Consider the following 25,883-nt stretch of genomic DNA (forward strand, 5'->3'; position numbering starts at 1 on the left):
CTCAGCTGCCTCCCGCGGTCGCGCGAACCGCATCCACCAACTGGGCAGCGCCGAAGATCAGAGCGATGCCAATGATGATGGAAAAAGCCATCATCCACGCCAGGCGGCCCGTCATGGCGAGGAAGCCAAGAAAACAGACCGCGATGATGGCGAATGAGCGCGCGATGTTGCCCTGCAGAACGCCGACGAACCACTCCAGCACATTCTCGACCGGTGCCGCCGACTGCGCATATGCACTGGCCGGCGCGAGAGCTATTCCGACCGCCGAGGCCAAGGCCAGTTTCAGGGCAAATTTGCCCGCTTTCCTGTATTCCACCCTTGGCTCCTTTCAGTTGCCGAAATCCATGACATGACCATCCTGCCAGGCGTCCTCGCTTGCTGGCGGAGCGGCCGCGAGCATTTCGGATTTGGCCAGGGCAGACTTCTTCACGACACCGCCGAACTTCCAGCGGTTCAGTATTTTCACGATGTATTCTGCAGTTTCCGGATTCACCGGAATGCCCTGCGCCTTGTAGACGCTGTTGGGCCCGGCGTTGTAAGCCGCCAGCATCAGCAGCGGATCCTGGAACTCGTCATAGAGTGACTTCAGATGGCGGAGGCCAGCCCGTACATTTGCCTCTGTGTCGCAACGGTCGCTCACGCCGAGATCGGCCGCCGTGCCTGGCATCAGCTGCATGATCCCTAGGGCTCCGGCCTTCGACGGACCCTGACTGGCGCCGAGATCGCTTTCGGCCCATGCAATTGCCTCGGCCAGATCGGCGTCGAACCCTTCCTCTTGCGCGATTGAACGCACAAGTCGGGAGACCTCAGCACGATTTCCGGTCGTACACGCCCCCGGCCTTTGCGCCCCGACCGCGGCAAGGGCTTGCGCCGGTGTTGCAAAGGCAACTGCTACGCGGTCTGATGCCAGGTCCTGGCCGTGCGCATTGAACGGCATCGTGGCGCCACACAGGGTGAGCAGGAGAGCGAATCGAGCGTTCATAGTGTCGCCAAAATTTAACACTTTACTATGGCTACACGCAGCCCTAGTAAAGTGTCAACACTGTATGTAATCGCAAGGACGGATTTCGATGAGACAGACGGCCCTTTGCATGGTTTTGCTGCTTCAGGGCACCGCGGCTTATGCTGCCGGCGCCGACGCCCCGAGTGCCTTTGCCCAGCCGTCGGAGCACTACCTGCTCCAGTTTGCCAAGCCGGGCGAGAAGGTGTTCGTCTATGAACGCTATGATGCAAAAGGCGCGCTCTTTCAGCGCGATGCGGCCGCCCTTATCTCGCCGGTTAAGGTGCCGTCGGCGACCGAGCGCGTCATAAACGGCGTGACGTACCGGCTGCGCGGCCTTGCGGCCTGCCCCAAACCGAAGATCACGTACAAGACGCAGCAATGGGACTGCACGAAGGCCGCGCAGGACTATGAAGAGGCAATCTACAACAATCGCGCATCTGTCGTGCTTTGCAAAACACTTGTGCTGCAAAGCACGAAGGGTGAACCCGACGCCGTGTCGTGTTTCTCTCTCGTCGGTGCGGGCAACGCAAACGACCCGTACAACGTCGCCTACGACGATGACGAAATGGTTTTTTTCGACATGGCGGCGATCGGACGCAACAAGGACGGCAAGTCGCTGCGCCCCGATCTGGAGCATTCGGCCGACCTCGGTGGACAGTTCCAGGAATGAAGCAGGCGAGCTTCGCAGTGCTGGCCGCATTTGGTTTGTGCGCTTCGGCCCAGGCCCAGGATGCATCCGAGTCTGCCGTGCCAACGCCCTTGGCAGTATCGAAATCGGCTCAACTGCTGACCGGAGATACCTGGCGTGATGGAGATCACCTTTTCCGCCTCTATGGCGTCCAGTCATGTCTTCGAGGCACGTCAGCCGAAGAGCAAAATGGAAACAAAATCGATTGCGGGAACACCTCGCTGGCGCACCTTGCAGCCCTATTCGATAGCGCGGCGGTTACATGCCAGCCAATCGGCTACGCCCTGGACAAGGCGGTTTTTGTCGTGTGCGGTGCGCAGCTGAATGGCGACACAATCGACGTCGGCACGGCGCTGATAGCGACCGGATACGCGTTTGCCGCAACAACCGCAAACGGCAAAGCCGTCAATGAGAACTATCTGATCGCGGAAATCAACGCTAAGATGAAACGTGCGGGTTTGTGGGGCACAACGTTTCGGCATCCTGTGCGACTGCTGCTAAACAAGCGGTCGGAGAGACAGCATGAAACACGATGATGAAGCGCACAGATATTACTATCCTGTGGAAGGACGCGGCGACGGCGCCATTGGCGGAGCGGCTGCGTTCATCGCGATCATTTTGGTGCCGGCGGCCATCTACGCGGGCTGGAATACCGTGGCCTCATGGATTTCGACGATCTTTTCTTAGGGCTGCAGTTTCGTGAAGGAACCGAGCAACGCGCGCCAATCGTCGACATCAATCTCGCACCAGCCATGAGCCGTCAGCCGTTGGAAGTAAGCAGCCTTCATTTTCATTTCCGCGATAGTGGCTACTGGAGCAATGGCAGCACGCCTTCGCACAGCGGCCTCCTCCGCCATGACCGCGTCCAGCCTCTCACCCAGCACGATCGCGTCCGGCCCTTCGGCCCCCATCCATCGCTTGCCGATACATTCAAGCGCGGCAACGCTCTGACGATGTTCCGCAATCAGTTTTGCGACGTCTTCAGCCGCTTCCATCTGTCCATTGCTGCAGACCTGTTGAATAGGCATCGTCCTCGCCCTGGCGTACATCGGTCACATACTGGTAGCTCGGGAGGTGAGGAAAAATAGGGATGACATCATCCCTTTTTTGAAGCGACCAATTCTGAGAGACAGGGGCGGTGGGCGCATGCGTAGAGGGATTGGCTTCCAATGTTTCGTGCCCTGGTGGTCGAAGACCAGACACTTATGCGTCTGGCACTGATGAACGAAGTGCAAGCAAGCTTCGAAGAATGCATTGTCCTGGGAGCGGAGACGCTGAACATCGCGACTGCCGAGCTTCAAAACAATCATTTCGATCTTGTCGTGATCGATCCTGGCTTGCCCGGTTTTGATCCCACGTCACAGGGCGACCGCGTCGCTGTCGTCGACAAGATCATCGAGGCTTCACCCAGTGCGATCCATGTTGTCGTCACCGGTTCTGACAACCTTTGCGAGGCGGATGGCTTCCGGCAAATCGGCGCTGCCGCCTATCTCGGCAAGACCGGGCTTGCGCCCGGCGTGTTCAGGGACGTGCTGGACGATATTTCCACCAAGGGATTCTCGTTGCGCCTGTCGCGGGTTGTCATGACGAAACCCGATTATCGCTTTTCTGTTCTTACACCGCGCGAACAAGAGGCCATCGACATGATGGCGCATCGCGAACCCGGCGTGAAACGCAAGGAAATCTTTTCGCTGATGGCCGACCGGCTGGCCATTGATGCCGGCTCGGCCGAAAAATACTACAAGCAGGCTCGCGCCAAGCTCATGCGGCAAGGCCATCCGCTCCCACGAGGTCTGTGAGACAATTGCGCCCATGATCGTCCATGGAATCAAGGTTCCTGTCGCACCACAGGATGTTTCGCCGGTTATCTGGAGAGCGCTTCAAAGCCAGAGCTATGAGGCGAAGGAAGCGAAGTGGATCTTCAGGGCAGTCAAGGCGCGCGATCGCGTACTGGAGCTAGGGTCCGGTATCGGCATCATCACCGCACTGATCGCGAAAATCCCCGGCGTTCAGGTGTGGGCTTTTGAAGCGAATCCCGCAACAGCGGAACTAGCGAAGCGCGTGATAGCGGCCAACGATCTCGACAATGTCACATATTCGCAGGGTATCCTCACAGCAGGGCCGCCGCGGTCCTTCACCTTCTACGTTCGCCGCGACCTTTGGATGTCTTCCACGGACAAAGACCAAGGACCATATGAGCGCGAACTTTCGATCGTCTCGGCCGACGTCGATCGTTTCATCGCCGATCATCGAATAAACGCCCTCGTCATGGACATTGAAGGAGCTGAGAAAGAACTTCTGCAGGATGCCGAGCTGCCCGGCGTCGAACGCATCTTTCTTGAGCTGCACGACCACCTCTATGGCCTTGACGGCATCCGCAACATCACCCTTGCCCTAGCAGAAAAGGGATTTGCCTACGATCCGCGGGGCTCCCGAGGACCTTGCGTCCTCTTCGCTAAGAACGATGGCCCCCGCGAATATGAGGATGTGGAAGATGTTGCGTAATGCTCTCGCCGTCATGTTTGCCGTAGCCCTTCCGCTCGCCAGCGCCGCCGAGGAAATTCCGCTCGATCCCAACGAAGTGTCGGTTCAAGACGCCAGCGGCAAGACTGTCGCCGTTTTTTCAGTAAAGCAGCTGCGGGCAGACTTTCCACAACAGACCTATGACACGCGTACGCCTTGGACGAGCGACAACGAGAAAATCGAATATCGTGGGCCGCTGCTTGCAAATGTGCTTGCCAAGGCCGGAGTCACCGCCGTGCAGGAGGTCAAAGTTGTCGCCTATGACAACTTCGTTTCCGACATTCATATGGACGAAATCCGGTCTTATAATCCGATCCTGGCGATCGAACGTCGTTGCAACGAGAGTGACAAGGCCGGCTCGCATTGCCCGCCGGGCCAGGATTTCCGCCCGATCAGCATGGTAGAAAAAGGCCCCATCTTCATTGTTTGGCCCTTCGACCAATTGCCTGCTTCATATGTTCCCGCAAGAAACTCGATCTGGGTGTTTTTCCCAGTCATCCTGCGCGCCACGCAATGAAGTTCTTAAACGGCCGTTTGCTCACTGTTCTGCCGTATCTCGGTATGGCTGCAGCGCTTGGGCTGAGTGCGTGGACATTCATGCAATCGAACCGCTACCGTCAGGAGACGGATGCCATCCTCAATCAGACTTTCGAGATTCAGTGGCGCGCGGCACAGATTCGCGAGCGCCTTATACGAGTCTATGGCTATCTTCGCATTGCCGACGAGACGGGCAAGCTTGATGCGGACATCGATCGACAAATGGCGTTGGTGAACGTCAACGTCGCGCAGTTGGAAAACCTGCCCTATCTGAACCGCTTTTTTCCCGACCACGATGCCGAACTCCTGGGCCGGATTGGCCTAACCCTCGAACAGAAAATTGCCCCTCTTGTGTCAGCGCGTACAAACTACACCCAAGCCATTGCCGACATGGCCAAGCTGGAACAGTCAATTTACGAGATTTCCAGCTCTACCGTTGATCACAGTGCCACCTTGCAGCAGACCGCCAGCATCGACATTGCGGCCTCGCGCAACTGGTTCATCTTTGCCATCGCACTTGGCCTGGGTGCCACCTTTTATCTCGTTATCCATCAACGCTATGCTTTGGCCAATCGCCGTGACCAGCATATGCGCTCGTTCGCTTCGCTCTTTGCGCATATGACCCGATCGCGGGTTACAGCCTTGAGGCTGTTCCTTGAGCACGCACAACCAGACAAGCAACCGAGCGGCGAAATGCTTGAGGCTGCGCGCAGTGCTGCTACTGAACTGGAATCGATCACCAACAGTGTCCTTCAGATCGCCTATGCGCCACAAGATTCCAGCACCGTGGCGCTCGGCCCACTCCTCGAGGATCTCGCGCACGATCGCAGCAGTTTGGTGCAAGTTTTGGTCGATCCTAAAGCACGTCTGCAACCTGTTCCGGCGACGCCGTTACGGTTGGTCGTTAATGAGCTGATAGAAAACGCTCTTGCCGCTCTATCCGGCACCAGAAACGCCCCAATTCTCATCTCCGCGACAGTCAAGCGACGTCCCTTCCTCCTGCGCAGTTACCTCGTACTAGATGTGGCGGACAACGGCGCAGGCATGTCGCCTGCAATCCTTGTGAAGGCAACTACACCTTTCTTTTCAACGCGAGCTGGAAATCATACTGGCCTTGGACTGACCGCATGTTCCCAGATGGTCTCGACGCTGAAAGGAAGGCTCATCATCAACAGCGCTCCCGGTGCCGGCACAACCGTAGAGATCAGGATTCCGGTGCATTCGACTGCCGCCACGTCATGGCAGTCGTTCCTCAGGCGCGGGCGAAAAAAGGTACACACGTGGCGCGCCTAATTGTCAGCTCTGCTCCATTTTCACCTGAATGCACCGGTATGCGCTATCACGGCGAAAACCTGCCAGGCATTCTGTGTAGCGCAGCTTAGACGGATGATGACGCTGGAAGTTCACGGCACTCTGAAATGAGAACCTACGCCTCCGGGTGCGTCAGAATCAGGTAGATCAGTTGATGGCGGGACCTTATCGGAAAAGAGGAAGGTCGCTGGATCAAGTTTCAACGCCTTGGCGATCGCCGCAATTGTGTCGACGCTGATATTGCCGCTTGCGCGTTCCAATTTCATGAATGTCGCCTCCGCCACGCCGATGAGCTCGGCCATCTTATAGCGGAGCAAAGTGCGTCGTTTTCGCTCAATGTCGATGATGTGCGCCAGACGCATGCGGATTGCATTTTCGTCCAACTGATGCGCCCATTCGGGAAGTTTTTTTCCGCCCGCGAGCAGGTCCGCAACTGACACATGCAAGCCGCTTGCCATGATTTGCAACGTCGTCAGGGTGACATTGTTTTTCTGTCGCACGGTCTGGATGTATGTCCGGTAGGCGAGCCTTTCGCCCTCGACGGTCCGGAACAGCTCGGCCATGTGCATATGGGATAGGCCACGCCTAGCTCTCTCCCGCTCCAGCGTTCTCGCAATGTTGGCGCGCAACGGGTTGTTGACCAGGCCCGCGTCGTCTCGTTTCATAAATCGATGTAGTCGCACAACCTGCCTTCTCGATCTGTCCTTTTTCGCGCGGATGATCCATAGTAAAGTATCAGAATCCGCAGCGAGGAAAAGGCTATGAACATGCTGAAATATCTCTTGGTGGGTGCCACCGTCGTCGTGGGCGCCGCGGCTCTTCCATCCCAATCACAGGCATCGGAATGGGGCTGTCAGGTCCTCCTCTGCCTGTCCGGTGACTGGCAGGCCACTCCTTCTTGCCACCCGTCAATCTACAAGTTGATGGCGGCGATGAAAGCGCCGGGTTTTAACTGGCCGATCTGTCCACAAGCCAACTCCAGCGCCGCGAGATTCGAGAAGTATGAGGATTGTCCAGCTGGCTGGCAAGCAGCTGGCAGCTACGACTCCGATCGGCGAGGAATGAGGCAAGAACGGAACATCTGCCGTATCAGCTCCGACAGGCTCACCCTGCCCGCCACTTTCACGAATAGTCGTCTCGGCCAAGACCATGACAACGGATCTCGACAGGCCCAGATCGAAATCAACGGTAGGTTGGTGACGGCAAAAATCCAGATCACGGGCAACGATAGAGGGCATTCCCTTGGTAATGGCCCCACCTACTACACCATCTCTCGGCCGGTGCGCGGAAAGCCCTGGTTCATCGAGTATGACGACGCGAACGGCATGCGCCAGAAAAGCTGGTTCAATCTCAACATGCCATAAGCCAGGCGATCACGCAGGATGAGTCGCCATGAGGATCACAAGGCGTGTCTGTCCGGTTCATTCACCCCGACGCCAGCGATAGCTTCGAGACAGCAATACGGTACTGGATCAGGGAAGGGTAATAAGTGTTGAAGGCGCTGCTCCTGTCGACTGCGATAATGGGCCCATGGGCAGGCTTGGCGGTGGCTAGCCAGAGCGAGAAGCCGCGATCGAGCGCGGACAATCCGATGTGGCCCGCTTCACTGAAATGGGACTGCAAGACCGCCGCCAAAATCGTGTGTGAGCGTGACGGCAGTTGCACAGTGGCCGAGGACCATACTAGGTTTGTGCTGAACTATGGCAGCAACGAAGCTGAGTTCCCGGCCAGCAATGTCAGGATCAAACGGCACTATCAACAGACCGTGCAGGCAAGCCCTTTGCAGCAGGAAGTTAAAGTCGAACTGGCTGACAATCGCGTTCTTTGGCTGACGGCCGTGGATGCCAGCCGCACTTATTCGGAAGCCTGGGTCGGCGCAATGAGCGAGTTGAAGGGCGGCGCGGTACTCATGGAATCCGAGGGCGTCTATTGTATGCCGCACAAGTGAGTGAGCCGAGAGGGAAGGCGAGCGAAAACCGATATGTTCTGACCTCGGGCGCCAGCCACCGGCGTTTCAGAAAAGTCCGGCATAACCGTCTTCCCGGTCTAGTTTCATCAGACGATCAGCCGTCGACTCCTGCGCAGCGGCGTCCTGACCCATCACGGCCAGCGCAGCGAACAGCCCAACAGATTTCCTCATCCAAGTCCCCTCACGCCAAGGACCAAGAACGTTTTGCCTTGCCTGGCGAGAGCTGGGTGCGGATGGTCAGGAGGTCTTGCATGACTAACCTGTCAACAATGAAACGAACATTCCATGGCACGGTGCTCGAGCGCATCGTGGTGGTGGGGCTGGGCGGCCTGCCCCTGACCGCAACGATCGACAATCTGCCGGAAGCGTATCCGGGCGGACAAGTCGCGCGAGGCGGGCGCCTGGGCCTGCTCGGCAATCGCGACATCATGGATACGCCGTTCAACATAGGCAGCTACACGGCGCAAACGATCGAGGATCAGGGCGCACGCACGGTGGACGACGTGATGATCAATGATCCTTGGTACGGAGCACCCATTCAACCGGCGGGATATTGGATTCCTTCTACATTCGCGGCTTTCCGATCAATGAAGGAAATTTTGGCGAGGTCGCGTTCGATGGTGTGTTCGGGGTCGCGCCGACCTATCGCTTGTTCACCGATTATATCGAGCGATCGAGGTTCTCAAAGGACCGGTGGCGCTCCTTTATGGCATCGCGCCGAACAGCAGTCTCGGGGGGTACGACCAATATCATCCCACGCGCGCGGGCCGAGGTCGATCTGACACGGTCGAGCCCCCAGGGCGGCGGGCATCTCGATGTGAGCGGGCGTTTCGGCGCCGAGCGGCAGTTCGGGGTCCGATTCAACGGCAGCTATCACGGCGGGGACGCCGATCGACGACCAAAAGCGCGACGTGCCGGTGGTGACAATCTGCGGCGCGGGCCGCACCGGGCAACGGAGCGCCGATCGCCACGATCAAGCCTGGCCGGTCTGCGCCCGCGGTTTGCCGCCAATCGGATGTTAGAGCTCATGCTAATGAGGCGTCAGCACTCCGATTTTCTCAATGGTTTGGAAAAATCAAAAGATAATTCCTTATCTCTATAGATTTTGTGTAATATCGTACGATCCCGTCTTGGCAACCGGGCATCCCCTTGGTGGAACAGGAGATCGACGACACGTGGCAAGAATTTCGGTTCTCGGCATATCCGGCGGCGTTAGTACGCCATCCCGCACCACCGCGGTGGTGAGCGCGCTGGTCAAGGCGGTCGCGTCGCGTGTCCCGTCGGACGCCGGCCTGATCGAAATCACCGAGGCGGCGCCTTCGATTTTCGCCGGGCTGTCTCGTCGTGCGCTCGGCGCGTCTGGCGAAGCGATCATCCAGCGTGTCGAGAAGGCCGACCTGCTCGTGGTCGGAACGCCGGTCTATCGGGCGTCCTACACCGGCGCTCTCAAGCACCTGTTCGACCTCGTCGATCATCGTGCACTGACGGGCAAGACCGTGCTTCTCGCGGCAACCGGCGGAAGTCCATACCATGGCCTGGTTCTCGAACATCAGCTCCGGCCATTGTTCGGTTTTTTCGGGGCCGTCACGGTCCCGACCGGCGTCTACGGCGCGCCCGACGATTTCGTCGATGCCAAGATCGTCGGCGCGGCGATTATCGAGCGCATCTCACGGGCCGCTACCGAAGCGATTTCCTTGCTTAATTCCAATGATGCAAACACTGCCGTCGCCACGCGCGTCGGTTGAAGCCAATCAAAAGGGGAAACGAACGAAATGACCTCGAATTCCGACAACGTGAAATTCGCCTACTGGGTCCCGAACGTCTCGGGCGGCCTGGTCATCTCCAACATCGAGCAGCGGACCGGCTGGGACATCGACTATAACCGCAAGCTCGCCCAGATCGCCGAGGCCAACGGCTTCGACTACGCGCTGAGCCAAATACGCTTCACGGCCGGCTATGGCGCCGACAACCAGCACGAATCGGTATCGTTCAGCCATGCCTTGCTTGCGGCGACCACAACGCTGAAAGTCATCGCGGCGATCCTGCCCGGCCCATGGAATCCAGCGCTGGCGGCCAAGCAGATAGCCACCATCAACCACCTGACCAATGGCCGTGTCGCCGTCAATGTCGTCAGCGGCTGGTTCCGCGGTGAGTTCGCCGCCATCGGCGAGCTGTGGCTCGACCATGACGAGCGCTATCGCCGTTCGGAGGAATTCATCCGTGCGCTGCGCGGCATCTGGACCGAGGACAATTTCACTCTGAAGGGCGACTTCTATCGCTTTACCAACTACTCGATGAAGCCGAAGCCGATCGATCCGCAGCCGGAGATCTTCCAGGGCGGCTCATCACGCGCGGCGCGCGACATGGCTGCGCGAGTTTCCGACTGGTATTTCACCAACGGCAACACGCCGGAAGAGATCAAGAAGCAGGTTGACGACATCAAGACCAAGGCGAAGGCCAATGGCCACAAGGTCAAGATCGGCGTCAACGCCTTTGCCATCGCTCGCGAAACCGAGGCAGAAGCGCGCACCGTGCTCGACGAGATCATCGCCAAGGCCAATCCGGAGGCGGTGCAGGGTTTCGCCGATCAGGTCAAGAATGCCGGCAAGGCGTCGCCGGAAGGCGAGGGTAACTGGGCGAAATCCTCGTTCGAGGATCTTGTCCAATACAATGACGGCTTCCGCAGCAATCTCATCGGCACGCCGGAACAGATTGCCGAACGCATCCTCAAGCTGAAGGATGCCGGCGCGGATCTGATACTGCTCGGCTTCCTGCATTTCCAGGAAGAGGTGGAGTTCTTCGGCAAGCGCGTCATCCCTCTGGTGCGCGAACTGGAAGCGGCGCGCGACAGGGAGCTCGTCGCCGCGGAATAGGACACGCGCGGCCTCCAGGCCGCCGCCCGCACGCCTTCAAAATCAGGGACATTTCATGATTGGTGCTTCGCTGGGAGCCGCCGCATACGAGCGCGCGCCCGAAATTTCCGGCATTCTTGCTGGTGCTGGTCCCGTCGAGGACACGCGCCCGGCGCGCCTGTCGGCAAAGGCTGATGCGATCCTGGCGCTGGGCGGGATCAGCATTTCCTTTGGTGGCGTCACGGCACTGCGGGATGTCGACCTCGAGGTCAAAAGCCGCGAGATTCGCGCTGTGATCGGTCCCAATGGCGCCGGCAAATCCTCGCTGATCAACATCATCAGCGGCCTCTATCACGCCGATCAGGGCAAGATCGCGATCGATAGCCAGTCCTTCTCCCGGGTGTCGGCAAGCCGTCTGGCACGGCTCGGCGTCGCGCGCACCTTCCAGAACCTGGCACTGTTCGGTGGGCTTTCAGTGCGCGACAACATCGCGTCGGGCCGCGTCCACACCCGGCGCGCCAGCTTCGTCGAACATATCGCCGGTCTACCGCGCGCCCGGCGCGAAGATGCCGCGATCGCTGAAAAGGTCGACCAGACAATCGCCTTCCTGCATCTCGAGGCCGTCGCCGATCGCCTGGTCGCAACGCTGCCCTACGGCCTGCAGAAGCGGGTCGAACTGGCGCGCTCGCTTGTCGCCGAGCCGAAGATCCTGCTGCTCGACGAGCCGATGGCCGGCATGACGGCGACCGAGAAGGCCGAGATGGCCGGTTTCGTGCGCGCAGCGCGCGACCGGCACGACGTCACCATCATCCTCATCGAACACGACATCGGCGTGGTCATGGGGCTCTCCGACCGCGTCGCCGTGCTCGACTACGGCCGCAAGATCGCCGACGGGACACCGGCCGAGGTCAGGGCCAATCCGGCGGTGATCCGGGCCTATATCGGCACCGCCGAAGGCGAAGATGGCGAGGGCATCTGATGAGCTACTATGATTTCCTCTTCGTCATCGAGGTGCTGGTCGGTGGCTTGCTCTCAGGCGTCATGTATTCGCTCGTCGCCATCGGTTTCGTGCTGATCTACAAGACGTCGGGCGTGCTGAACTTCGCGCAAGGGTCGATGGTGCTGTTCGCCGCACTCACCTTTGTCAGCCTTGTCGAACGCGGCATCCCGTTTGCGCTTTCAATGCTCATTACCCTCGCGGTCATGGTTGCGCTGGGCTTCACCATCGAGCGAACTGTGCTGAGGCCGCTGGTCAATCGCTCGCCGATGACGCTGTTCATGGCCACGCTTGGCCTGTCTTACATCATTGAAGGCGCTGCCCAGTTGGTGTGGGGCACGCAGGTGCACGGGCTCGATCTCGGCATCGACGACACGCCGTTCGAGGTCGGCGGTATCCTGATATCGTCGTTCGATCTTCTTGCTGCAGGCATTGCCGCGGCGATGGTCGCCGGCTTGAGCGCATTCTTCTATTGGACCCGCGTCGGCCTAGCGTTTCGCGCCGTCGCAGACGACCAGTTCGCGGCGCTCGCCGTCGGGCTGCGGCTGCCCCGGATCTGGGGAACGGTGTGGACGGCCGCGGGGTTCGTGGCACTGGTCGCGGGGCTCTTGTGGGGCGCGCGCCTCGGCGTCCAGTTCTCGCTGTCGCTGATCGTGCTGAAGGCGCTGCCGGTGCTGGTGCTTGGCGGCTTCGATTCTATCCTCGGCGCCATCGTCGGCGGCCTCATCATCGGCGCCAGCGAGAAGCTCGCCGAGGTCTACCTCGGACCCTTTGTCGGTGGCGGCATCGAAGGCTGGTTCGCCTATGCGCTGGCGCTGGTCGTCCTGCTGGTGCGCCCCTCCGGCCTGTTTGGCCAGAAGACTGTCGAAAGGGTCTGACCGATGGCCGTGCAAGCGCTCGATGCCGCAAGGCTTCCCATCGACTGGCAGAGGTTAGCTCTGCCCGTCGCCCTGATTGCCGTGGCCTACGGCCTGATCCCCGCCTATGCGTCGAGCTATCTCGTCGAGGCGATCCTGCTGCCGTTCCTTGCGCTCAGCCTGGCGGCGGTCGGCCTCAACCTTTTGACCGGCTATTGCGGCCAGCTTTCGCTGGGCTCCTCCGCCTTCATGGCGGTCGGCGCTTTCGCCGCCTACAATTTCAACCTTCGGGTCGAAGGACTGCCGCTGGCTGCGACCATGATCCTGGCCGGGATTTCAGCCGCCGGCATCGGCGTCGTGTTCGGATTGCCGAGCCTGCGCCTGCGCGGCTTCTACCTCGCCGTCTCGACGCTCGCCGCCCAGTTCTTCGTGCAGTGGGCGCTGACCAAGTTCGGGTGGTTCTCCAACGACAACCCTTCCGGGGTGATCTCGGCGCCGCACCTTGCCGTTGCGGGCTTCTCGCTCGACAAGGCGACGGGCCGCTACCTGCTCTCGGTGACCACGGTCATCGTGCTCACGGCGCTCGTCTGGCGCCTGGTCAACAGCGCGACCGGCCGCAATTTCATCGCCGTGCGCGACAACGAAACCGCCGCGCGGGTGATCGGCGTCCCTGTGCTGAAGACCAAGCTGCTCGCGTTCGCCATCTCGTCCTTCATCATCGGCGTCGCCGGGGTGCTGTGGGCCTTCACCTATCTGCGCACCGTCGAGCCGGCCGGCTTCAATCTCGACCGCTCGTTCCAGATCCTGTTCATCATCATCATCGGCGGGCTGGCCTCGATACGCGGCGCCTTTCTGGGAGCGGCGTTCATCGTCGTCTTTCCGCTCATCCTGTCGCGGCTTGGCGCCTTCCTGTTTGGCGGACTGTTCGATTCGGGTGTTCTCGACATGAGCCAGCGCATCGTGCTCGGCGCGCTCATCATCATCTTCCTCATCGCGGAACCGAACGGGCTGTCGGCCCTCTTCGACCGCCTGAAACGACGGATCGGCTCAAGGTCCAGCTGAGCGCCGCTCGACATCCTCTCACGGACCACAACCTCAGGAGACGCAATCCATGACCTTCTTCAGTCACCTCAAGAAAGCGGCGATCGCCACGGCCTTCGTCCTCGGCGCGACGGCGGTCCACGCCGACGAGCAGTATTTTCCCCTGCAGAGCTACCGCGTCGGCCCTTATGCCGCCGGCGGCACCGGCTTCTTCGGCGGCTTCATCGACTATCTCAACCTGATCAACATCCGCGACGGCGGCGTCAACGGCGTCAAGCTGACCTGGAGCGAGGGCGAGACGCAGTATGAGGTCGAGAAGGGCGTCGAGGTCTATGAACGATTGAAGAGCAATCCCGGCATCGCCGCCTGGAACCCGCTTTCGGTCGGCATCGCCTATGCCATGATCGACCGCATCACCGATGACAAGGTGCCGCTGATCACCATCAACCACGGCCGCACCGACACCACGGACGGACGCGTGTTCCCTTACGTCTTCCCGCTGCTGCTCAATCCGTACAGCGAGACCTCGGGCATCGTGAACTATATCGCCTCCAAGGAAGGTGGCCTCGACAAGCTCAAGGGCAAGAAGATCGTCGTGCTCTATCACGGCTCGCCCTATGGCAAGGAGACGATTCCGATCTATGAGCTGCTGTCGCAGAAATACGGCTTCGAGCTGTCGCAGATCGAGGTTCCGCATCCAGGCAACGAGCAGCAGGCGCAGTGGCTGACGATCCGTCGCGAGCATCCCGACTATGTGGTGCTGCGCGGCTGGGGCGTGATGAACCCGGTTGCGCTCAAGACCGCGCAGAAGACCGGCTTCCCGGCCGATCACATCGTCGGCAATGTCTGGTCGAATTCGGAAGAGGATGTGATCCCCGCGGGCGATGCCGCCAAGGGCTATACGGCCATCACCACCCAGGCGTCAGGCGAGCAGTATCCGGTGGTCCAGGAGATCGTCAAAACGGTCTACGGCGCCGGCAAAGGCAATCTCGAGGAAAAGAGCCGTATCGGCTCGGTCTACCACAATCTCGGCATCGTCAACGGCATCCTCAATGTCGAGGCGGTACGCATCGCGCAGACCAAGTTCGGCAACCGCACGCTCACCGGCGACGAAGTCCGCTGGGGCTTCGAGCATCTCAAGCTCGATCCGGCACGCGTCGAGGCGCTGGGCGCCAAGGACCTGTTCCACTCGATCAACGTCTCCTGGGACAATCACGAAGGTGACGGCTACGTGACCTTCCAGCAGTGGGACGGCAAGAAGTGGAACGTCGTCTCCGACTGGATTGCGCCCGACTGGAAGCTGCTGCGTCCGATCATCGAGAAGTCGTCCGAGGCCTATGCAATCTAAAGGGCAAAAAAGACCCCCCCGCCCAAACCCCCCTACCCTGGGGCCCCAAAGTCATGCCCAACACCCCGGGGCCGCCCCCGGGGCGGCCCGCGATTTCCTGCCTATTGCGGAGTCATCGATGTCCAGCCCGGAAAATCCGATCCTGTCGGTCAGTCGCGTGGAGGCCGTCTACAACGGCGCCATCGCCGCCCTGCACGGTGTCGACCTGTCGGTCGGCAAAGGCGAGATCGTCGCACTGCTCGGCTCCAACGGCGCCGGCAAGACGACCCTGCTACGCGCCGTATCCAATCTCCTCCCGGCCGAGCGCGGTACTGTTACCGCTGGCCGGATCACTTTCGACGGCGAGGATGTCTCCAGGGCAAGCCCCTCTCACCTCGTCCGCAAGGGTCTGGTCCAGGTCCTCGAGGGCCGACACTGCTTCCGCTCGCTGACGGTCGAGGAGAACCTTCTGACCGGCGCGCTCGGGCGTTCGTCTTCCCGCACCGGCGTCAAGGCCGACCTCGACCGCGTCTATGCGCTTTTCCCCAGGCTCACCGAGAAGCGCCGAACCCGGTCCGGCCTCACCTCCGGCGGCGAGCAGCAGATGACGGCGATCGGCCGCGGTCTGATGTCGCGGCCGAAACTCTTCGTGCTGGACGAGCCTTCGATGGGGCTGGCGCCGCTGATCGTCGACGAGATTTTCAGCGCTTTGAAGCGGCTCAATCGGGACGAAGATCTTTCGATCCTTGTCGCCGAGCAGAATTCGGCAGTGGCGCTGAAATATGCCGACCGCGCCACCGTGCTCGAAAACGGAAAGAGCGTGCTGGAAGGGTCGGCCGCCGACCTGCGCCAGCGCGACGACATCAAGACCTACTATCTCGGCGGCACGCCGCTTCCATCGCAACATTTTCCCCAGGAGACCGCAGCATGACCATCCAATCGAAGCAGCCGTCCGATACTCGCAGCGCCGTCCCTCCGGTCGAGCGTCCGTCGGCCAGAGCGCATGTCATCAAGACCGATGCCGAGGCGATCGCTGTGGCGGAAAAACTGGCCGCAGACTTCGCCAAGGACGCCTCCAGGCGGGACCGCGAGCGCATCTGGCCGAAGGAAGAGCTCGATGCGTTTTCGCAGAGCGGCCTGTGGTCGATCAACGTGCCGAAGGCCTATGGCGGACCGGAACTCTCCTATGTGACGCTGTCGAAGGTGATCACCATCATCTCGGCGGCCGATCCGTCGCTCGGCCAGATTCCGCAGAACCATCTCGGCGTCGTCGCCGCCATCCGCACCGTCTCTGACGAGGCCCAGAAGCAGTTGCTCTTCGCCGAAGTTCTGTCCGGCACGCGGTTCGGCAACGCGTTCTCGGAATTCGGCTCCAAGCGGGCGGCCGATTTTGAGACCAAATTCGTCGACGCTGGCGACCACGTCGTGGTCAATGGCCAGAAATTCTATTCAAGCGGCGCGCTGCTCGCCCATCTGGTGCCGATCGTGGCGCTCGATGACGAGGGCCGGGCCTGGTATGCCATCGCCGATCGCGGCGCGCCCGGACTGACGGTCATCGACGACTGGTCGAGCTTCGGCCAGAAGACGACGCTGTCCGGCACAGTCCTGCTCGACAATGTGAAAGTGCCGAAGACGCATCTCGTCCCCGGCTACAAGGGCTATGACCGGGCGACGGCCGACGGCGCCATCTTCCAGATCATCCAGGCTGCTGTCGATCTCGGCATCGCCAACGCGGCGATCGACGAAACCGTCAGCTTCGTGCGCACCAAGTCGCGCGCGTGGATCGACAGCGGCGTCGATCATGCCTGGCAGGATCCCTACACTATCCAGGCCGTCGGTGACCTTCGCCTGCGGGCCAATGCGGCGCAGGCCGTTCTGGACAAGGCAGGGCTGGCGGTCGACCGCGCCGTGGCCGATCCGAACGATAAGACCGTCGCGGAAGCGCAGATCGCGGTTGCCGAATCCAAGATCCTCACCACCGAGATCGCCATCAAGGCCACCAACAAACTGTTCGAACTCGCCGGCACGCGATCCACACTGGCCGAGCACAATCTCGACCGGCACTGGCGCAACGCCCGAACCCACACGCTGCACGATCCGGTGCGCTGGAAATACGCGATCCTCGGCAACTATTACCTGAACGACGTCAATCCGCCGCTCCACGCCTGGAGCTGAGCGAGAACGCCGTAAAGTCACAAAGGACTGTTCATGAGCACTGCCATCCCCGACAGGATCAAGGTCCTGTGGTTTCTCCCGACCCATGGCGACAGCCGCTATCTCGGCACCTCCGAGGGGGGCAGGGCGGTCGACCTGCCCTATCTGACCCAGGTCGCCAAGGCCGCCGACGCCATCGGCTATTACGGCGCGCTGCTGCCGACCGGCCGAAGCTGCGAGGACAGCTGGGTCGTGGCGTCGGCGCTGGCGCCGTTGACGCAGCGGCTCCGCTTCCTCGTTGCGGTGCGGCCGGGCCTGCAATCGCCGACGCTTGCCGCGCGGATGACCTCGACGCTCGACCGCATTTCCGGCGGGCGCCTGCTTATCAACGTGGTCACCGGCGGTGACCCGGTCGAGAACAAGGGCGACGGCATCTTCCTCAGCCATGACGAGCGCTATGAGGTGACGCGGGAGTTTCTCGATATCTACAAGGCCGTGCTGCGCGGCGAGACCATTGCCTTCGAAGGCAAGCACTTCCGCATCGAGGACGGAAAGCTGCTGTTCCCGCCTGTGCAGACCCCGCATCCGCCGCTGTATTTCGGTGGCTCGTCGGAGGCGGCCAATGCGGTCGCCGCCGAGCAGATCGACAAATACCTCACCTGGGGCGAACCGCCGGCTGACGTCGCCGCCAAGGTCGACCATGTGCGCGGCCTTGCCGAGAAGGCCGGACGCCAGGTGAGTTTCGGCATCAGGCTGCATGTCATCGTTCGCGAAACCAATGACGAAGCCTGGGCCGATGCCGACCGCCTGATCAGCCGCCTGGACGACAAGACGATCGCCGAGGCGCAGAAGGTTTTCGCGCGCATGGATTCCGTCGGCCAGTCGCGCATGAGCCGGCTGCATGGCGGCCGTCGCGACAAACTCGAAATCAGTCCGAATCTGTGGGCCGGTGTCGGCCTGGTGCGCGGCGGCGCCGGCACCGCTCTGGTCGGCGATGCGGCGACGGTGGCGGAGCGCATCGACGAATACCGGCGCATCGGCATCGATACCTTCATCCTGTCCGGCTATCCGCATCTGGAGGAAGCCCATCGCTTCGGCGAACTGGTGCTGCCGCTGTTGCCGCTCGATCACGAAATCTCGACGCGGCCGACGGCGGTTAACATGGGCCCCTTCGGCGAAACGGTGGCCGGCGACCATCGCCCGTCGTCGCTGCGCGCGAGCCAGTCTTGAGCGCCAGCGAACCGATCATAGCGATTGTCGGCGGCGGCTTTTCAGGTGCGGCGACTGCGTTTCATCTGGCGCGACTGCTCCCGGCCAGTGCATCCGATATCGTGGTCGTCGAGCCGCGCGAAAGGCTCGGCTATGGTCTGGCCTATTCGACGACCGATCCTTCACACCGCATCAATGTGCCGGCCTCGAGGATGACGCTGATCTCCGGCCAGGACAGCCACTTTGCCGACTGGCTGGAGCAGACCGGCGCCGTTCTGAATGACGCCGAGGCGATCACTACCAACGGCGCGGCCTATCCACAGCGTCGCGTTTTCGGCCGTTATGTCGAATCCCACCTTCAGCCATTTTTGCAAAGCAAGACGATTCGGCACGTCCGATCCGCCGTCGCGTCGGTCGAGCGTAACGGCGACGCATATCGCCTCATCCTTGCCGACGGCGGAACGCTCGCGGCCGATGCATTGGTTGTCGCAACGACTCATCCGCCGCCGGCCTTACCGCCAGCCTTGCGCGCTATAGCCGGCGCCGCCGGTCTGGTCGCTAATCCCTATGATCTCGAACGACTGGAAGCGATCGAGCGCGACCACCATGTCCTGGTCGTCGGCACCGGGCTGACCTCGGCGGACGTCATCGCCACTCTCGACCGCAGGAGGCATCGCGGCAGCATCACAGCACTTTCGCGCCATGGCTACCGCTCGCGCAGCCATGCAGCCTCGCGTGGCGATCCGATCGGCGATTTCACGACCCTGCCTTCACGCAGCGCAACGGCACTGTTCAGGCGCATCCGGGCCACGATCCTTGATGCCAAGCGTCGGGGCGAAGGCTGGCACCCGGTGCTCGACGCCGTCCGGCGACAGGGGCAAATCATCTGGCAGGCCTTGCCGCTCGCCGAGCAGCGCCGCGTGGTGCGCCATCTTCGTGCGCTGTGGGATGTGCATCGCTTCCGCGTTGCGCCACAGATCGCGGCCGTGCTTGATCGCGGCGTTGCCGAGGGCAGGCTTGCCTATCGCGCCGCATCGATTGTCGGCGCCGAACAGGTCGACGGACGCATTTGCGTCAGGCAGCGGCTGCGTGGCCAACGCAGCCTCGTTGTCGAGGCTTTCGACAGTGTGGTCGTGACGACCGGACCGGCGCACGCCGATATCTTGCGGACCAACACGGCGATTGCGGCGCTCGCGCGGATGGGATTGGTCCGGCTCGACCCGATTGGTCTTGGTTTGGAGACCGACAGCCAAGGCCGTGCGGTCGGCACATCCGGGCGCCCGACCGACAGCATTTTCGTCAGCGGGCCACTGGCGCGCGGCAGCGTCGGCGAACTGATGGGAATTCCCGAAGTCACCGCACATACCGAGCGCATCGCCGCCGAAATTCACCAATGGTTGGGATACCAAACGGCGTTGCGTCGCAAGGCGTCGTGAAGCTGTGATTAGCATGAGTCTATTCAGATGACACTGACGGAACGCACCGCCAGGATTGAAAGCGCCTTCGAGGTTTATGAAAGCGCCATTGGTCGCAGTGCCGCTCCTGGCGCTTTTCGCGTTTGTCGCCGACGCCGCCGAAGTCGCCCAAGTTCAGGTGGAGAGACTGCGCGTTTGAGCGGAGTACGGTCTTCGGAGTTGGCTTCTCTGAGAGCACCGAAGTAGTCTAGGCGACGAGCTTGGCTGCGTGTGCCTTCAACTACTGTTGGCTTCTAACAACTCCAATCTGATGTCAGGGGGGTGACGCCTCTGGAAATTTGTCGATAACTGTGAGTTCGGATTTTGACGAGATCTTCACCATAAAGCGATGAGCTGCAATTTCTAGCGACGGCCGCGCTAGGGACGGGCCTCCAGCACCATGTTGAACGGCGTCTCCGTGGCGCGACGGAATCGCTTGAAGCCGCCGCCGGTCACCACCTTGCGTAGCCTCGCCTCGCCGGCCTGGGCGCCAAGCCCGAGCCCGACTTCCTGCGACAGGGATGCGGGCGTGCACACGAACGTGGAAGCGGCATAGTAAACGCGTCCGACGGGATTGAGGTTCGCCGCTAGATGATTATGCGCGAACGGCTCGACGATCATCCACGTGCCATCCGGCTTGAGCGACCCGTGGACATGGGTGGCGGCGCCCGCCGGGTCGCCCATGTCGTGAAGGCAATCGAAAAAAGCGACGAGGTCATAGGTGCCGGGGTAGGTCTTGGCGGCCGCGACCTCGAAGCGCGTGTTGGCGCCGACGCCGGCTTCCTCGGCGGCCTTGCGGGCGCGCTCGATCGAAGGGGCGTGATAATCGAAGCCGACGAAGCGCGAATTGGGGAAAGCACGTGCCATGAGCACCGTCGATGCGCCATGACCGCATCCGACATCCGCGACCTCCACGCCGCGTTCGAGCTTCTCGACTACGCCCTCCAGGGCCGGCAGCCAGGAGTCGATCAGATTGGCATTATAGCCTGGACGGAAGAACCGCTCCGTGCCGCGAAACAGACACGCGCTATGATCGTGCCATGCAACGCCCTTGCCGGACTGGAACGCTTGCCTCACCTTTTCTTCGTCGAGCCACAGCGCGGATAGGAACTCGAATGCGCCAGCCATGAAGGCCGGGCTATTTTCATCGGCGAACACCAGTTCCTGCTCGGCGTTGAGATAGAAATTGTTGTTGGCTTCATCGTAGTCGACATACCCCGCAGCCGCCTGCCCGGAAAGCCATTCCGTTACAAGGCGCTCCTGGGTGCCGGTGCGTGTCGAAAGTTCGGCGGCAGTCATCTTGCCGCCTTCGCGCAATGCCTCGAACAGGCCGAGTTTGTCTCCCAACAAGACTCCCGCGCCCGTAGCGATCGCACCGAGATCGCAGACCATTTTCTCCAAGAATGTGTCCAACTTTTGCTGACTCGCTTCAGACATCGGAATCTCCCTTGGGCTCGATCTCTCCCGGTAAAAGCCTCACAAGGGGAGAAGAATGGCGAAATTGGAGCCCGGGCCCATCCTTTGGCGTCCACGCGCGGGCCGATCACCATAATGGCGGGTTCGGCCGAAAGCAGCTTCTTTGCCGCTGCCTCGACTTGGTCGATCGATGAGGGCGGCGCGGCGCTGGTGTAGCCGATGCCAAGACCCGACAAGCGTGGCTGCAATCGAACTGGAGGAATCCAGATTGTTGGTAGCATAGGTGCCGATCAGATAGTTCTTGCTCGCTTTTAGCTCGGCCTCTGTCGGCCCTGTTTCCGCCAACCCCCTGATCACGTGGCGTATCCGCCGAGCGTCTCGGCCGCCCTGTCGGCGCGCGTCGCCGTGGTCACGACAAGCGCATTGGAATGCTGGTAGTCTTTCAATCTGGAATGGATACCGTAAGCAAGGCCGCGCTTTTCGCGCACTTCCTGGAACAGACGTGAGGTAAATGGCGAGCCTCTGAGTATTTTGCTTATCAGCTGTGCGGCTTAGAATTCCGGGTCGCTGCGTCCGATGCCGGGAAAAACAAGCTGCAGCGAAGTCTGCGGCGGGTCGTAGGCGACCAATTACGCCGGCCGAGCTCGGGGCGACATCGGCCACCGGCGCGATCGCCTGCTTCTGAGGCAAATCGCCGACCGAGTCGTGGAGCCTTTCACTCAGGCCTTTGGCATCAATGTCGCCGACGACCGCTACGTGCAGCCCGTCACCGACGAAAGCGGCCTTGTGGAGGGCGCCTAGATCGACCGGCGTTATGCCGGCGAGGCTCTCCTTGGTGCCCCTCGTCCGGCCTCGAATAAGGATGCGTGCCGTAGATTCTGCGCCGCTTGGCGCGGATGCGGTCGACGGGCTCCTGGTCGAAGCGGGGGCTGTTAGGCGCGAGCCTGAGCAGATCGAAGGCGGCGTCCTTCCGTTCGGGCAGCATGCGCATCTGCCATAAATGCCGTCGCGCTGCGCGTCGAAGCTCATCTCGGCCCCGGCATGGTCAACCGTCGCCTGGAAGGCATCGCTGTCGAGATCGCCGGCGCCCTCGTCGAACAGGCCGGTCATCAAATTGGCCAGTCCCTCCTTGTCAGCCGAGTCCTGCGTGGTGCCGCCGTCGAAGACGAAGCGGATGGCTCCGGTTGTGGTGACGGGACGGACGATAAGCAAGGTTCGGGGCGAAGTGATTTGTTCCGCGGCGGCGGTATGTTTTGGTGAGGTGATCATGCGACGTCTTCTTTGGTCGGGCACGTGTTTGCGGATGATGATGCATGTACCGTGCCAAATGAGAAAACCATTTATACGCAATCTGGTAGATCTGACCCTGCTACGTTGCGTATCCGACATTGTCGGAAATTGGACAGCGCCGAACGCGAAGCGGCTCGGGGCTTGTGACGATGCTTGCGCGTGCTGCTGCGGAGGGGGATATGAATGCGCTTCGAACTGGCGCGAGGCCTTCGAGGATGCCGGATTACTTAGCAAGGAGAAGTTGCTGGCGGACGACCGCCCATCCGAACCGTTTGGACGAGAATCACCCCTTAAACGGGGTCCTCATTCGGCACTCTCGCTGCGGCCACAGCCTAAGTTGCACCGACAAGGTGCGCCTGGAGCAGATCAATCTTGGCGCGGCCGTACGTTTGCCGCTTGATGAGTTTGAGCTTGGTGATCTGGCCTTCGGTCTAGCCATTCGACCACGGAGAGATGATGGCGTTGCGGACTGCGGCGATGTCCTTTTCGACCCTGTTTGCAAAGGAGCCGACGAGGCTTGCCTTCGCGCCGTCCAGCCGAGTGTCCAGTTTTGCGGCCGCCTTTGATCGGATCATCTGCTGAAAGTCGTCGATCAGCGTTCGCGCGATGACCGAGGTCAGGAACATTGCTCTCGATTGCCCCGATCAGTACAGCGTCCGATTTGGACAGGTCGTCACGCGCCAGCGTCATGAGCTTGGCGATGCTTCGTGCCGAAGGCGTGCGGGCAAGTGCGCTTTGATCGGTCCTTTCAGCAAGGCGTCTGCGCCGCGCCCATTCAGAGACGACGCCGATCTGGCCACGAAAGCCTTTCTTGCGCATTTCGCGCCAAGTCATGTGCTTGACCTGGCGGCATCGTCTTCGTCGAAATCGTTGCGTCCATTTCCATCCTGTTCCCTGGTTTCTGGCCTTTACGGCTTCTCTGCTAGCCGCTTGACGGTGACCGGAAAACTTATCCGCCCGGTGCCGTCCATCAGTCGATTATGAGTCCCGATAATCAAGTCCGATATCCAAGATCGGCGCGCTATGGGTCAGCCAGCCGATGGAGACCAGATCGACGCCCGTCGCAGCAATCTGCGCAGCCATATCGAGCGTAATCCGGCCCGATGCTTCGGTGACCACCCGCCCGGCAACCATCGCCACCGCGTGGCGCAACTCATCGACCGACATGTTGTCGAGCAGGATAGCGTCGGGGGCGAAGCCAAGTGCCTCCTCCAACTGGATCAGCGTATCGACCTCCACTTCGATTTTGACGAGATGAGCTACGCTTGCTCGCGCCAGCCACGCTTGCGGCGGCAACGCTCGTCATCCGCCGCTCTATAACCCTCGACAAGGGCCTCAATGCGATTTCAGTCAAGATGCAATCTCTCCGCTCTCGAAGGCGAGAGACTGGCAAGGCACAAGCAGGAGCGACATTCCTATTTTGCCAGATCAGGACATTTCATAACGCTATTATGGAACTCGGCGGCGGTTTTCTAGCTGTTGCTTGGTTCTCTCCTGCCGCAGCTACGAAGTTGTGGATTCTCTCAGTAAACTGCGGTTATCGGGTTGAACTATGGTGCCAGAGTCAGAAACGACAGCACATCGCAATGCCACTGGGGGGCTGACCGACCCTTGTCCGTGGTGCCCAGTACGAGAAGACCAGGTTATTGCCCTGTTGGGCAAACCACAGCTCATTGGCGTCAATACCCGTCCGGAAGTCGAGCTCGTCATGTCGGTGAAGGAGCCGGATTCGACAATCGTATCCGACCCGTCCTTTATGCGTTCCAATTTCGAGTGCCTGTTTTGTGCGGTCTCCGGCCGTCGTTTGTCGACGACGTGAGTTCTATGTACCGACCTATCGAGCGAAGATAGGCAACGATCTCCGGTAGCAGGTGATCACGATCGCCAAACTCTTCCACGATTCTCTTTACCTTGCGCCAGGGTACCTTCCCGTCAACATCGCCCAGTGAATAGCCTAAGTGACCGATCGCACAGATATCACAGCCAGCCTCGATCACCTTGTCGACGAAGGCGGGAATCTCGCTCGCTTTCATTAGCCGCATGTTGCTGGTCATCGCAGATATCTCCGTTGGTGGTCGGCATGGAAATTGCGCCGACGCTCAAACGTGCTTGAATGCGCGCACCTTCGCTACCTGTGCACTTGCACAGCTTGTAGGCAGGCCTGCAGAAGGCGCGGATCGAGTGTTCCTGCGCATTTGTTCATTGTTGGCACCCCGGACACTCAACCGTGTTGCTAGAACAACCCACCTGCTCCGTTCCAACAGCAGCATTGGCCACCGGAACGCTCCCCTTGCGCGCACTGAAAGCCGGCGCTCAGGCAGTCGGAGTCAGTCATGCCGAGGCGCCATTTCCTTTTCCCCACAAGTCGCACGAGCCGCACGCGCTCTTTTCGCTCTGGAGTCCAGTAGGTTGGGTCTGGGTTGGCTCAATCGAGGGGATGGGCGTCTTTCCATTTAGCTATAGGCTAGGAAAAGCTCCTTAGATCCCGCAGTCAGGAGTCCACCAATCGGTCGAGATGGCTGCGAACCGCGTTGCGGGCGGGATTGGGTGCTCCGACGGATCGATACCCAATACCTGCGCCATTTGTTCTTCGATGGCATTATCGCCCCCCGCGTATAGCTAAGTGGTGTGTACAAACCTGATCTACACGACCTAGCGCGATTTGGAGCCAACCGGCCTGGGACCTGGGCGGCCGCCTCGCCGCCTCTGGCTCTGCGCCGCAAAATCGGGCCGGTTCCGCGTCCGCATCGAATGACGCCGGTTAGAGGTGGTCTCGGAACGGGGTGCTCGGCATTTATGATCCGACCGAGCGCCAGCGAGTGATCGTCGGCGGGCTGGACGGCGGCATCATGTTAGGGGACTACGGCCTCCAGGCGCGCGAGGAATGCCGAGACCTCGGCGCCGATGTCGGCCGGTTCAGTCACCGTGGGTGACGGCCTAGCTACTCCCCGATCATCCGCGATTTAATTCAAATTTGTCTGTAAATATTGACGATTGCGCGACCTTCACCTCGTAGACGGCAATGGGGTGGTTAGAGAGGGTCCTATGACAAGCGATTTTTCCGCCGCCCGAGTGCATTTAGATCGAGCGTATGACTACCTTTGTGGCGATGACCCGATGAGTCGAAGGGGACGCCAAGCCTTGGACCTGCTAATTGAGGCGGTTGCCGTCGAAGAGTTCAAGCAGCCACGCCAAAACGCGGAGGTGCTAAGGTTTCCGATTGGGCGCCGCTCCTGAGGCAATCTCCACGGCCGC

At 60.7% G+C, this 25,883-nt stretch carries 31 protein-coding genes and 1 pseudogene; 22 read left to right on the top strand and 10 right to left on the bottom strand.

Annotation, left to right across the window (positions count from 1 at the left end):
• Position 1: 1 nt before the first annotated feature.
• Both NKH43_RS10765 and NKH43_RS10770 read right to left on the bottom strand, forming a co-directional pair.
• A complete protein-coding gene (locus NKH43_RS10765; protein WP_352516261.1) occupies positions 2–316 on the bottom strand; it encodes a TrbC/VirB2 family type IV secretion system protein in 315 nt (104 codons plus the stop codon).
• A 12-nt stretch (positions 317–328) separates the two neighbouring features.
• Positions 329–937, bottom strand: coding sequence for a lytic transglycosylase domain-containing protein (locus NKH43_RS10770; RefSeq protein ID WP_352517938.1), 609 nt, complete (start codon positions 935–937; stop codon positions 329–331).
• Between the two features lie 133 nt (positions 938–1,070).
• On the opposite strand from NKH43_RS10770, the gene NKH43_RS10775 reads away from it, so the two are divergent.
• From NKH43_RS10775 to NKH43_RS10785, 3 genes are read left to right on the top strand one after another with little or no spacing between them, the layout of a single operon-like run.
• Positions 1,071–1,673 (top strand): hypothetical protein, encoded by a 603-nt coding sequence (locus NKH43_RS10775; protein ID WP_352516264.1) that lies wholly within the window; start codon positions 1,071–1,073, stop codon positions 1,671–1,673.
• On the top strand, positions 1,670–2,227 hold the full coding sequence (locus NKH43_RS10780; RefSeq protein WP_023722879.1) for a thermonuclease family protein: 558 nt from the start codon (positions 1,670–1,672) through the stop codon (positions 2,225–2,227). Before NKH43_RS10775 ends, NKH43_RS10780 begins: the two co-directional genes overlap by 4 nt.
• On the top strand, positions 2,214–2,378 hold the full coding sequence (locus NKH43_RS10785; protein ID WP_156948357.1) for a hypothetical protein: 165 nt from the start codon (positions 2,214–2,216) through the stop codon (positions 2,376–2,378). The genes NKH43_RS10780 and NKH43_RS10785 overlap by 14 nt, the downstream gene beginning before the upstream one ends.
• Here the strand turns inward: NKH43_RS10785 and NKH43_RS10790 are convergent.
• Positions 2,375–2,719 (bottom strand): hypothetical protein, encoded by a 345-nt coding sequence (locus tag NKH43_RS10790; RefSeq protein WP_031195334.1) that lies wholly within the window; start codon positions 2,717–2,719, stop codon positions 2,375–2,377. The genes NKH43_RS10785 and NKH43_RS10790 overlap by 4 nt on opposite strands.
• A 141-nt stretch (positions 2,720–2,860) precedes the next feature.
• On the opposite strand from NKH43_RS10790, the gene NKH43_RS10795 reads away from it, so the two are divergent.
• The 4 genes from NKH43_RS10795 to NKH43_RS10810 are packed head-to-tail and all read left to right on the top strand — an operon-like array spanning position 2,861 to position 6,044.
• Positions 2,861–3,490, top strand: coding sequence for a response regulator (locus NKH43_RS10795; RefSeq protein WP_023722882.1), 630 nt, complete (start codon positions 2,861–2,863; stop codon positions 3,488–3,490).
• Between the two features lie 13 nt (positions 3,491–3,503).
• On the top strand, positions 3,504–4,196 hold the full coding sequence (locus NKH43_RS10800) for an FkbM family methyltransferase (protein WP_023722883.1): 693 nt from the start codon (positions 3,504–3,506) through the stop codon (positions 4,194–4,196).
• Positions 4,186–4,731, top strand: a complete 546-nt coding sequence (locus tag NKH43_RS10805) for a putative pterin-binding protein (protein WP_156948359.1) — start codon at positions 4,186–4,188, stop codon at positions 4,729–4,731. The genes NKH43_RS10800 and NKH43_RS10805 overlap by 11 nt, the downstream gene beginning before the upstream one ends.
• Positions 4,728–6,044: a sensor histidine kinase gene (locus NKH43_RS10810; RefSeq protein WP_023722885.1), complete on the top strand. Its 1,317-nt coding sequence runs from the start codon at positions 4,728–4,730 to the stop codon at positions 6,042–6,044. Before NKH43_RS10805 ends, NKH43_RS10810 begins: the two co-directional genes overlap by 4 nt.
• A 110-nt stretch (positions 6,045–6,154) precedes the next feature.
• On the opposite strand, the gene NKH43_RS10815 is transcribed toward NKH43_RS10810, so the two are convergent.
• A complete protein-coding gene (locus tag NKH43_RS10815) occupies positions 6,155–6,625 on the bottom strand; it encodes a helix-turn-helix domain-containing protein (RefSeq protein ID WP_245278784.1) in 471 nt (156 codons plus the stop codon).
• A gap of 198 nt (positions 6,626–6,823) precedes the next feature.
• Between NKH43_RS10815 and NKH43_RS10820 the strand changes: the two genes are divergently transcribed.
• Positions 6,824–7,426, top strand: a complete 603-nt coding sequence (locus tag NKH43_RS10820) for a hypothetical protein (protein WP_023722887.1) — start codon at positions 6,824–6,826, stop codon at positions 7,424–7,426.
• A 125-nt stretch (positions 7,427–7,551) separates the two neighbouring features.
• Positions 7,552–8,010 (top strand): hypothetical protein, encoded by a 459-nt coding sequence (locus NKH43_RS10825; protein ID WP_031195338.1) that lies wholly within the window; start codon positions 7,552–7,554, stop codon positions 8,008–8,010.
• A 66-nt stretch (positions 8,011–8,076) separates the two neighbouring features.
• Here the strand turns inward: NKH43_RS10825 and NKH43_RS10830 are convergent, their stop codons facing one another.
• The gene (locus NKH43_RS10830) at positions 8,077–8,202 is read right to left on the bottom strand and encodes a hypothetical protein (protein WP_023722890.1); all 126 of its coding nucleotides are present in this window, start codon (positions 8,200–8,202) and stop codon (positions 8,077–8,079) included.
• 382 nt (positions 8,203–8,584) lie between these two features.
• Here NKH43_RS10830 and NKH43_RS35300 point away from each other — a divergent pair, with 382 nt between their 5' ends.
• From NKH43_RS35300 to NKH43_RS10885, 11 genes are all read left to right on the top strand, one after another.
• On the top strand, positions 8,585–9,133 hold the full coding sequence (locus NKH43_RS35300) for a hypothetical protein (RefSeq protein ID WP_502906470.1): 549 nt from the start codon (positions 8,585–8,587) through the stop codon (positions 9,131–9,133).
• An 82-nt stretch (positions 9,134–9,215) separates the two neighbouring features.
• On the top strand, positions 9,216–9,776 hold the full coding sequence (gene msuE / locus NKH43_RS10840) for an FMN reductase (RefSeq protein ID WP_502906473.1): 561 nt from the start codon (positions 9,216–9,218) through the stop codon (positions 9,774–9,776).
• 27 nt (positions 9,777–9,803) lie between these two features.
• A complete protein-coding gene (sfnG, locus tag NKH43_RS10845; RefSeq protein WP_023722893.1) occupies positions 9,804–10,904 on the top strand; it encodes a dimethylsulfone monooxygenase SfnG in 1,101 nt (366 codons plus the stop codon).
• Between the two features lie 55 nt (positions 10,905–10,959).
• On the top strand, positions 10,960–11,862 hold the full coding sequence (locus NKH43_RS10850) for an ABC transporter ATP-binding protein (protein ID WP_352621688.1): 903 nt from the start codon (positions 10,960–10,962) through the stop codon (positions 11,860–11,862).
• On the top strand, positions 11,862–12,758 hold the full coding sequence (locus tag NKH43_RS10855) for a branched-chain amino acid ABC transporter permease (RefSeq protein WP_352453924.1): 897 nt from the start codon (positions 11,862–11,864) through the stop codon (positions 12,756–12,758). The genes NKH43_RS10850 and NKH43_RS10855 overlap by 1 nt, the downstream gene beginning before the upstream one ends.
• 3 nt (positions 12,759–12,761) lie before the next feature.
• On the top strand, positions 12,762–13,799 hold the full coding sequence (locus NKH43_RS10860) for a branched-chain amino acid ABC transporter permease (RefSeq protein WP_352517944.1): 1,038 nt from the start codon (positions 12,762–12,764) through the stop codon (positions 13,797–13,799).
• 49 nt (positions 13,800–13,848) lie between these two features.
• Positions 13,849–15,126, top strand: a complete 1,278-nt coding sequence (locus tag NKH43_RS10865) for an ABC transporter substrate-binding protein (protein ID WP_352858104.1) — start codon at positions 13,849–13,851, stop codon at positions 15,124–15,126.
• A 118-nt stretch (positions 15,127–15,244) separates the two neighbouring features.
• Positions 15,245–16,036, top strand: a complete 792-nt coding sequence (locus NKH43_RS10870) for an ABC transporter ATP-binding protein (protein WP_352475067.1) — start codon at positions 15,245–15,247, stop codon at positions 16,034–16,036.
• Entirely contained in the window at positions 16,033–17,280 is a 1,248-nt protein-coding gene (locus NKH43_RS10875; protein ID WP_352620152.1) for an SfnB family sulfur acquisition oxidoreductase, read from the top strand. Before NKH43_RS10870 ends, NKH43_RS10875 begins: the two co-directional genes overlap by 4 nt.
• Positions 17,281–17,313: 33 nt before the next feature.
• Positions 17,314–18,489 carry an FMNH2-dependent alkanesulfonate monooxygenase gene (gene ssuD / locus NKH43_RS10880; RefSeq protein ID WP_352620151.1) on the top strand — a complete coding sequence of 392 codons (1,176 nt, stop codon included), beginning with the start codon at positions 17,314–17,316 and terminating at the stop codon, positions 18,487–18,489.
• Positions 18,486–19,904: an FAD/NAD(P)-binding protein gene (locus tag NKH43_RS10885; protein WP_352620150.1), complete on the top strand. Its 1,419-nt coding sequence runs from the start codon at positions 18,486–18,488 to the stop codon at positions 19,902–19,904. The genes ssuD and NKH43_RS10885 overlap by 4 nt, the downstream gene beginning before the upstream one ends.
• A gap of 396 nt (positions 19,905–20,300) precedes the next feature.
• Here NKH43_RS10885 and NKH43_RS10890 read toward each other — a convergent pair whose 3' ends face one another.
• From NKH43_RS10890 to NKH43_RS10915, 5 genes and pseudogenes are all read right to left on the bottom strand, one after another.
• A complete protein-coding gene (locus tag NKH43_RS10890) occupies positions 20,301–21,359 on the bottom strand; it encodes a class I SAM-dependent methyltransferase (RefSeq protein WP_031195349.1) in 1,059 nt (352 codons plus the stop codon).
• A gap of 39 nt (positions 21,360–21,398) precedes the next feature.
• Complete coding sequence (locus tag NKH43_RS35305) at positions 21,399–22,607, bottom strand: peptidase M16 family protein (RefSeq protein ID WP_502906471.1); 1,209 nt, start codon at positions 22,605–22,607, stop codon at positions 21,399–21,401.
• A gap of 452 nt (positions 22,608–23,059) precedes the next feature.
• On the bottom strand, positions 23,060–23,254 hold the full coding sequence (locus NKH43_RS10905) for a hypothetical protein (protein WP_023722909.1): 195 nt from the start codon (positions 23,252–23,254) through the stop codon (positions 23,060–23,062).
• 352 nt (positions 23,255–23,606) lie between these two features.
• A pseudogene (locus NKH43_RS10910) lies at positions 23,607–23,903 on the bottom strand (nicotinate-nucleotide diphosphorylase); the annotation flags it as partial.
• A 479-nt stretch (positions 23,904–24,382) separates the two neighbouring features.
• Positions 24,383–24,682: a Y4lK-related protein gene (locus NKH43_RS10915; protein WP_023722911.1), complete on the bottom strand. Its 300-nt coding sequence runs from the start codon at positions 24,680–24,682 to the stop codon at positions 24,383–24,385.
• Between the two features lie 729 nt (positions 24,683–25,411).
• Here NKH43_RS10915 and NKH43_RS10920 point away from each other — a divergent pair.
• Both NKH43_RS10920 and NKH43_RS10925 read left to right on the top strand, forming a co-directional pair.
• Complete coding sequence (locus tag NKH43_RS10920) at positions 25,412–25,561, top strand: hypothetical protein (RefSeq protein WP_023721628.1); 150 nt, start codon at positions 25,412–25,414, stop codon at positions 25,559–25,561.
• A 112-nt stretch (positions 25,562–25,673) separates the two neighbouring features.
• Positions 25,674–25,865 carry a hypothetical protein gene (locus NKH43_RS10925; RefSeq protein WP_084642947.1) on the top strand — a complete coding sequence of 64 codons (192 nt, stop codon included), beginning with the start codon at positions 25,674–25,676 and terminating at the stop codon, positions 25,863–25,865.
• Positions 25,866–25,883: the final 18 nt, after the last annotated feature.

Origin of the sequence: Mesorhizobium sp. M1163 (assembly GCF_040318415.1) — a bacterium.
Taxonomy (GTDB): domain Bacteria; phylum Pseudomonadota; class Alphaproteobacteria; order Rhizobiales; family Rhizobiaceae; genus Mesorhizobium.

Excerpts from the sequence above, each read along its gene's own strand:
- NKH43_RS10770 (WP_352517938.1), bottom strand. The coding sequence starts at position 937 with ATGCCGTTCAATGCGCACGGCCAGGACCTGGCATCAGACCGCGTAGCA.
- NKH43_RS10915 (WP_023722911.1), bottom strand. The coding sequence starts at position 24,682 with ATGACCAGCAACATGCGGCTAATGAAAGCGAGCGAGATTCCCGCCTTC.
- ssuD (WP_352620151.1), top strand. The coding sequence starts at position 17,314 with ATGAGCACTGCCATCCCCGACAGGATCAAGGTCCTGTGGTTTCTCCCG.
- NKH43_RS10780 (WP_023722879.1), top strand. The coding sequence starts at position 1,670 with ATGAAGCAGGCGAGCTTCGCAGTGCTGGCCGCATTTGGTTTGTGCGCT.
- NKH43_RS10925 (WP_084642947.1), top strand. The coding sequence starts at position 25,674 with ATGACAAGCGATTTTTCCGCCGCCCGAGTGCATTTAGATCGAGCGTAT.
- NKH43_RS10810 (WP_023722885.1), top strand. The coding sequence starts at position 4,728 with ATGAAGTTCTTAAACGGCCGTTTGCTCACTGTTCTGCCGTATCTCGGT.
- NKH43_RS10905 (WP_023722909.1), bottom strand. The coding sequence starts at position 23,254 with ATGTTCCTGACCTCGGTCATCGCGCGAACGCTGATCGACGACTTTCAG.
- NKH43_RS10795 (WP_023722882.1), top strand. The coding sequence starts at position 2,861 with ATGTTTCGTGCCCTGGTGGTCGAAGACCAGACACTTATGCGTCTGGCA.
- NKH43_RS10860 (WP_352517944.1), top strand. The coding sequence starts at position 12,762 with ATGGCCGTGCAAGCGCTCGATGCCGCAAGGCTTCCCATCGACTGGCAG.
- NKH43_RS35305 (WP_502906471.1), bottom strand. The coding sequence starts at position 22,607 with ATGATCACCTCACCAAAACATACCGCCGCCGCGGAACAAATCACTTCG.
- NKH43_RS10815 (WP_245278784.1), bottom strand. The coding sequence starts at position 6,625 with ATGGCCGAGCTGTTCCGGACCGTCGAGGGCGAAAGGCTCGCCTACCGG.
- NKH43_RS10870 (WP_352475067.1), top strand. The coding sequence starts at position 15,245 with ATGTCCAGCCCGGAAAATCCGATCCTGTCGGTCAGTCGCGTGGAGGCC.
- NKH43_RS10850 (WP_352621688.1), top strand. The coding sequence starts at position 10,960 with ATGATTGGTGCTTCGCTGGGAGCCGCCGCATACGAGCGCGCGCCCGAA.
- NKH43_RS10865 (WP_352858104.1), top strand. The coding sequence starts at position 13,849 with ATGACCTTCTTCAGTCACCTCAAGAAAGCGGCGATCGCCACGGCCTTC.
- NKH43_RS10875 (WP_352620152.1), top strand. The coding sequence starts at position 16,033 with ATGACCATCCAATCGAAGCAGCCGTCCGATACTCGCAGCGCCGTCCCT.
- sfnG (WP_023722893.1), top strand. The coding sequence starts at position 9,804 with ATGACCTCGAATTCCGACAACGTGAAATTCGCCTACTGGGTCCCGAAC.
- NKH43_RS10820 (WP_023722887.1), top strand. The coding sequence starts at position 6,824 with ATGAACATGCTGAAATATCTCTTGGTGGGTGCCACCGTCGTCGTGGGC.
- NKH43_RS10785 (WP_156948357.1), top strand. The coding sequence starts at position 2,214 with ATGAAACACGATGATGAAGCGCACAGATATTACTATCCTGTGGAAGGA.
- NKH43_RS10855 (WP_352453924.1), top strand. The coding sequence starts at position 11,862 with ATGAGCTACTATGATTTCCTCTTCGTCATCGAGGTGCTGGTCGGTGGC.
- NKH43_RS10830 (WP_023722890.1), bottom strand. The coding sequence starts at position 8,202 with ATGAGGAAATCTGTTGGGCTGTTCGCTGCGCTGGCCGTGATGGGTCAG.
- NKH43_RS10775 (WP_352516264.1), top strand. The coding sequence starts at position 1,071 with ATGAGACAGACGGCCCTTTGCATGGTTTTGCTGCTTCAGGGCACCGCG.
- NKH43_RS10790 (WP_031195334.1), bottom strand. The coding sequence starts at position 2,719 with ATGCCTATTCAACAGGTCTGCAGCAATGGACAGATGGAAGCGGCTGAA.
- NKH43_RS10805 (WP_156948359.1), top strand. The coding sequence starts at position 4,186 with ATGTTGCGTAATGCTCTCGCCGTCATGTTTGCCGTAGCCCTTCCGCTC.
- NKH43_RS10890 (WP_031195349.1), bottom strand. The coding sequence starts at position 21,359 with ATGTCTGAAGCGAGTCAGCAAAAGTTGGACACATTCTTGGAGAAAATG.
- NKH43_RS10800 (WP_023722883.1), top strand. The coding sequence starts at position 3,504 with ATGATCGTCCATGGAATCAAGGTTCCTGTCGCACCACAGGATGTTTCG.